Origin of the sequence: Mesorhizobium sp. M2E.F.Ca.ET.219.01.1.1 (assembly GCF_004016445.2) — a bacterium.
Classification (GTDB): Bacteria; Pseudomonadota; Alphaproteobacteria; order Rhizobiales; family Rhizobiaceae; genus Mesorhizobium.
The window spans coordinates 577,844-583,897 of record NZ_SADT02000003.1; the positions used below are offsets into that span (position 1 = coordinate 577,844).

Sequence of the window (6,054 nt, forward strand, 5' to 3'; positions counted from 1 at the left end):
TTCGATATCGAAACTGCTGAACTCGCTTGAGCCAGTTTCATCGCGATGGTCGCGGCGGGTCAAATATCGAATATTGCCGAAATCCATCTGGAATCCAGATCGGGCTGGTCCTAATGGCCGCAAAAGATCATGCCCAGCTTTAAAGGTTAGTTTGTCAGGTCGCCTCAGGCGCCACCGCTGCCCAGCTCCGGATTTCAATCAATTCTCGAGCGACCTTCGGAATGAGCGTGCGGACTGCGGACACGGCGGCGGAACGCTCATCTTTCGGGTTTACAGCAAGCACAACGGAGCGGGTAATCACCGGATCCACGATCTTGACCGTACGGACCAGACCCTGAGAGGCTTCTTTCTGAACCGCAGACGCGGCGAGAATAGAATGCGCTTTCCCCTCTACGACCATGTTGATGATCGTTGAAAGCGAGTCCACTTCAAACCTGACGTCCAGCGCGCAACCGTGCTGTGCGACGACGTCAGCCACCGAACGCCTGACATTGTTATTGCGCATGGGAACCGCCAGGGGGAATGCATGCAGGTCGGCCAGAGATATCGCATCTTCGAATGGCGGCTCACCCGACGGTACCACCAGACAAAGGTTTTCGCGCGCTATCACCGTCATTCGGCCTACGCTATCCGCAGTGCGGTAGAGTACCGCCAGATTGAAGCGTCCAGCAGCCATCCACTCCTCCAGCGGTCCCGTCATACCCTCGACCATCTTGAGGGAGACCCTGGGCAGTTCGTTTCTCACCGACTCAAGCAGGGGGCCGCTCAGGACGCGGGCAGCTCCAGACGGAATGCCAATCGTCACCTCCCCGGCGGGGGAAGCAGCTGTGTTGGTCAATTCCACCTCGGTAAGTCGAATTTCTTTAAGAATCGCCCGAGCGCGTTCGAGCAGTTTGGCTCCTGACGCCGTCACGCTCACACCGGTCCTGTCGCGTATCAGCAGTTGAGTGCCGAAGGCTTCCTCCAGTTGACGCACATGCAGGCTCAGCGCACTCTGGGCAACATTAAGGAAGCCAGCGGCCTTCGTGAAACTGCCTGCTTCGACCACACCGACGAAGTATCTTAACTGCCTGATTTCCACGAGTACCCATCCGAGAGCGGACTGCAATTAGTTTAATCTATCTCGAAATGCGATGGCGCGACAGCAATAATTGTGCCGAGTTGCATAACTCCTAGCCGTAGGGTCGCTCCAGTTTGGTAACCAACCTCTGAGGCCTCAGACGCCCAACCCGGCGCCCGGATCCGTGGCGATGATATCTCGGGCCCTTTGGATAACCGGTGGATCGACCATCCTTCCGTCCAGGGCGAACGCGCCTATGCCCTGCGCCGTCGCATCTTTCTCCGCCGCGAGGACACGACGGGCCCATTCGAGTTCCTGTGGGCTTGGCGAAAAAGCGTCATTGAATATGGCAACCTGGTTTGGATGGATCGCCAAAGCTCCGGCAAAGCCGAGCCGCCGTGCACGCTCCGCAGCCTCACGAAGTTTGTGAGTGTCAGAGAACGCGCCAATGCTTCCTATGAAGCCCAGCGGGAGCAACCCCGCCGCACGGGCGGCAAAAAGAACAGAAAGGTTTGGCGTCAAGAGAAGATCAAGTTCTGGGGCGCCGCCAACAGCGGCACTAAAGTCTTCAGGGCCAAGGGCCATTGCGACCATCCTGGGATGTGACGAGGCAATGGCCGATAGCTCTTGCAAGGCACCTGGGGTCTCGATTTGGGCAAGAAACCGGATACATCCCAACGGAAGATTTCTTTCTCGTTCGAGTTCCGATACCGCATTCGCGATCTCAGCTACCCACGCTGCCGAATCCACTTTCGGAAGAACAAGTGCATCAACGCCCGCCATCACGGCTGCGTCGAGATCGGCCGCCAAGGCTCGCAAACCGCGATTCACGCGAACTAAAACAGAAGCGCCCCTGCGGCCCACCTTTGCCACGGATGCACCAAGCTGGCGCCGTGACTCACCTTTTTGATCCTGGGGAACGGAGTCCTCTAGGTCGAGTATGATGCCATCTGCCCCGCGCTCATGAGCCGCCTCCACAAAACGCGGAACATGAGAAGGAACGAAGAGCAGAGATCTCCATCGGCGAATGGACATCGGGCTTTCAACGGCCGGAATGGTGCCCTTCATGAAGTCGCCTCTGGTGCCGGTTTTAGCGCGGGCTGTGTCAGTGAGCTGGCTGGGCGGCCGTGGGACTGGAAAGGGTTAGGAGTAGGCATGCACTCTGTGGGTCGCAACCGCGCCCCCTTCCCGACAAGGCGCGCGCTCACGCTGACGCAGCTCGTTCGCGCAAACGTCCCAGAACCTCCTCGCGGACAGCCTCGGTATGAGCTCCAAGAGCCGGAACGGGGCGCAGCAAAGGGCGCTCAGAGTTGAAGATCGCCGCCGGCGCTATCGCCTCGATGGTTCCTTCGGGTGTTCCGACCTGCACCTTGCGAATGTGTGGGTGCTTTGAAACATCCGCGACTTCGTTCAGTCGGCCATATGCCAACCCGGCCGCCTCAAGCTCCTGCATTGCTTCGTGGCATAACAGTTCGGAAAACCGCTGTTCGATGATCTCATCAAGTTGCGCACGGTGACCGAGGCGCTCCATATTATCGGCGAAACCAGGTGTGCGTATAAGCCCCGGCTGCTTCAGGAACTTCTCGCAGAAATTCACCCATTCACGGTCATTCTGAACCGAAAAGATGACCTCTTTGCCGTCGGCACAGCGATAGGCGCCATACGGCGCGAGCGACGGGTGTTTTACGCCCGCGCGAACCGTGTGATAGCCGCCGTATTCGTTTTGAAGAACCGGCACGTTCATCCAGTCGGCGACGGCATCGAACAGTGACACCTGAATGCTGGTCCCGTCGCCGGTGACCTCGCGGTGATACAGCGCCTGAAGAATGGCACTGTGCGCTGTCATGCCTGCCGAGATGTCGCAAACCGACACACCCACACGGGCGGGTCCCTGTTGCGTCCCGGTGATCGCACACAGACCAGTTTCGGCCTGGACGATGAGATCATAAGCCTTCAAGTGGGAATACGGCCCCTGCTCCCCGAAACCAGAGATATCGCAGGTGATCAGCCGCGGAAAACGTCGACGCAGATCCGCAGACCCGAAACCCAATTTTTCGATACTGCCCGGCTTTAGATTTTGGATCAAAACGTCGGCACCGGCAATGAGCGTATCCAGGACGGCACGATCCGCCTCAGATCTCAGGTCCAGACAGACTGACTCCTTACCCCGGTTGAGCCAGACGAAGTAAGCGCTCTGACCCCGCACCAACTTGTCGTAATTTCTGGCAAAATCCCCTTCGGGCCTCTCGATCTTGATCACCCGGGCGCCGGCATCAGCAAGGCGAGACGAAGCGTAAGGCGCAGCAACCGCCTGCTCCACGGCAACGACGGTGATCCCCTCAAGAGACTTCTGCATGCGACACCGTGTTTTCATCCAACGTTTTCGTTTTGAATTCGACGACGGTTCAGCATAGCCAGCAACCGATTTTGTTCGTTCCCAACTATTGAGAATGCCTCGTCGACACCCATTCCAGGCTTCGCAAGCATCATGTCTGCCTGGGTCGCCACCGATATGTGGACAGAAGCTTGGGCAGAGAGATCTGTCTCGGTACAGCTTCCTCCAACGTACGCGCCTACCTTGTTCTCCTTGCACAGGAGCACGGCATGTGCCGTGTCAGCCAATGAACCGACATCGGGCGTCTTGATCTGGACAAGATGCGCGGCCCTCGCTTCGGCAAAGAGCCGAATATCCTCGAGCGTGTTGCACCTCTCGTCCACGACAATCCGAGCGCTGGATCCCCGGTCATCCAGAATCGATACTATCCGGGCGTAGTTATCAATTTGCGCTTGCGTGGAACCAAAATCCGCGGGGCACTCAACGTTAAGCGTGACACCCGGAACGGTATCGGCGACCCCGCAGATAAAGTCGGCGATCCGTTGCGGGTCCAAGCCAATTTCTAGTCCTATCCAGCCGTACACATCGAAATGCAGCACCGGATCGTAACCCTGGCGGCCGATTTGGCGCGTGCGCTTTGCAACCCACTTCACAAGCTCCATGAAGGTCTGGCCGCCCACCCCGAATTTCTGCCGTGAATTGATCAGGCCGTGGGGGAGAACATCCACACCCTTCAGAATCATCTTGTCAACGTTGATTTCGCGAGCATCGCCGCTTTGGCAGTAAATCGGGACCGCGCACGTCGGCAGCGGCAGATCGAATTCATTACATATTACCTCTGCCATCGTACTGTGGTGGAGATGGGCCGCGGCGCGGAGCAGCGCCTGGCTGACGCCATACTCAAGCGCGAGAGGCAGCCGCTTATGTTCAAAGGGCTCGAAAACCTTTGCACAGGCATCAACGAAACGAGACGCATCGACGTCGAGCAGCCGGGGCGCCACAACGCCTGACGTCAAATCCGCGGTTTGAGCGGCTTCAAACAACGGATCGCGCCCGCCCGCACCAGAGTATTGGACGCTCATCATATCGCCCCAGACAACTGTATCGTCGCTGAGGACAAGCCCCACGCTGAGCGAAGATGCCGGAACGCGAATGGAGGTGAACCCCGTCGTCATCGGTCTGCCAACATAGATGAAACCGTCTTGGATTGCTCCGGCGCCGATGGCGGCTTGGTCGTCATAGAAGAACGCGCCATTTCCGGGCGCGAGCAGGACGTCTCTGATCTGCACTTCGCTTCGCTCAATGTATTCTAGAGGGCCACTCGGTGCGCGATTATGCGCCACTTGGCATTGAGTTAGCCAATATAATGTTCTGGACCGTCCCATCGCGTTTTCAGATAGCTGGGGCCAGAGTTTCCGAGATCGCTCGATCGGCCGGCATTCATGGGAGCCAGCTTTTCCGGTGGCGCAAAGAGCTTTGCCAGATCTCGGCGCCATCAGTGCCACTGCTCGTGCAGTGGAAGTCGTCGAGGAGCGGCCTGCGGCGCAGCCGCCTGTGCAGCAACCACCGATACCGCGACGGCGCAAAAAGAGCAGCACGGTGACGATCGAGCTTGGCGGCGCCCGTCGGCTGCAGGTCGAGGGTGACATCGATAGCGAGGCGCTCGGCCGGATGGCTTGCCACTGGCTATACGGATGTGCTCAAGGGCTTCCCCGGCCTTGCATTGATGGTGCAGAAGATCTTGAAGCGCGATCCGCACAGCGGCCACTTGCTCGGGCGTCAGGGAGGGCTGATCAAGGTGATCTGGCATGACGGCCAGTGGGCCTGCCTTTTTACGAAATGGACGTTTTATTTGGCCACGTGGCCGACGGCACCCTGGTGATCACGCCCGCTCAACTGGCGCATGCCGCAAATAACCTGGAGCGCGACTCGGCGGGATGAGCAAAGTCGTTGCACGGAGGAGCGAATATTCGTCATGGCCGATGAGCCGATCAGCTTCCTGATGATCTTGCCAGTGCGCACGCGATAATCCTCGCGGAGCTGGCCGCCCGCGCGAGGCACCCGGCGATCGCAGAGGCGCCATGGGAATGGATGCGGAGCGAGCGGGCAAGACTGTCCCGAAGCCTGTCCGGTTGTTGAGCCGATCGACCACTCTCAAATACGTTGCCGAGATGCTCGAGAGGACTGAGCACCTACGACGGCTATCGCAACCGAATTAAGCGAAACTGTCCTCCTCTTCACCTAAGACGACATCAACAACATTCGGCAAACCTACACGAGCGCAGGCTACCGGTGATGCTCCGCCCAAGCCTGCGGCAGGAAATCCCGATGCCATAGCCATCTCGGCCTTGCCCTATGGGGACTCATATCTGGCTCTGGTGACTCAGCCTAGGGGATGCCGATTCCGAAGGATCGCGTGTGAGCGAGATCGAGAATGCGATTGATCAAGCTCGAGTAGCTATGTCCGGCAGTCATAGCGGCCAAGGCGTAAGTGCCGCACATACTCAGCCCCGGCATCGAGTTGATCTCCAGGACAAAGGGCTGACCGGAGCGGTCGATCCGGAGGTCGACGCGGGCGTAGTCCCGGCACTGGCAGGCACGGAAGGTCGCAACCGCAATGTCCTGCAGCAAAGTTGCAAGGCTGCTCTCGACTTGCGCC

Annotated in this window: 5 protein-coding genes and 1 pseudogene; 1 reads left to right on the top strand and 5 read right to left on the bottom strand. The window is 58.6% G+C overall.

From position 1 onward, the window contains the following. Window positions 1–154 precede the first annotated feature (154 nt). The 4 genes from EN862_RS20025 to EN862_RS20040 form a co-directional block, all read right to left on the bottom strand. Window positions 155–1,081, bottom strand: coding sequence for a LysR family transcriptional regulator (locus EN862_RS20025; RefSeq protein WP_126097355.1), 927 nt, complete (start codon window positions 1,079–1,081; stop codon window positions 155–157). Between the two features lie 135 nt (window positions 1,082–1,216). Continuing rightward, window positions 1,217–2,128: a CoA ester lyase gene (locus EN862_RS20030; RefSeq protein ID WP_126097354.1), complete on the bottom strand. Its 912-nt coding sequence runs from the start codon at window positions 2,126–2,128 to the stop codon at window positions 1,217–1,219. Between the two features lie 136 nt (window positions 2,129–2,264). Continuing rightward, the gene (locus EN862_RS20035; protein WP_167498460.1) at window positions 2,265–3,416 is read right to left on the bottom strand and encodes a CaiB/BaiF CoA-transferase family protein; all 1,152 of its coding nucleotides are present in this window, start codon (window positions 3,414–3,416) and stop codon (window positions 2,265–2,267) included. Between the two features lie 14 nt (window positions 3,417–3,430). Then, window positions 3,431–4,684, bottom strand: coding sequence for a methylaspartate ammonia-lyase (locus tag EN862_RS20040; protein WP_126097352.1), 1,254 nt, complete (start codon window positions 4,682–4,684; stop codon window positions 3,431–3,433). Between the two features lie 353 nt (window positions 4,685–5,037). Between EN862_RS20040 and tnpB the strand changes: the two genes are divergently transcribed. Further along, window positions 5,038–5,277 (top strand): IS66 family insertion sequence element accessory protein TnpB, encoded by a 240-nt coding sequence (tnpB, locus tag EN862_RS20050; protein WP_126097350.1) that lies wholly within the window; start codon window positions 5,038–5,040, stop codon window positions 5,275–5,277. A gap of 506 nt (window positions 5,278–5,783) precedes the next feature. On the opposite strand, the pseudogene EN862_RS20055 reads toward tnpB, so the two are convergent. Then, a pseudogene (locus tag EN862_RS20055) lies at window positions 5,784–6,054 on the bottom strand (hypothetical protein); the annotation flags it as partial.

Coding starts and splice junctions, on each gene's coding strand:
- EN862_RS20030 (WP_126097354.1), bottom strand. CDS start 2,128: ATGAAGGGCACCATTCCGGCCGTTGAAAGCCCGATGTCCATTCGCCGA.
- EN862_RS20035 (WP_167498460.1), bottom strand. CDS start 3,416: ATGCAGAAGTCTCTTGAGGGGATCACCGTCGTTGCCGTGGAGCAGGCG.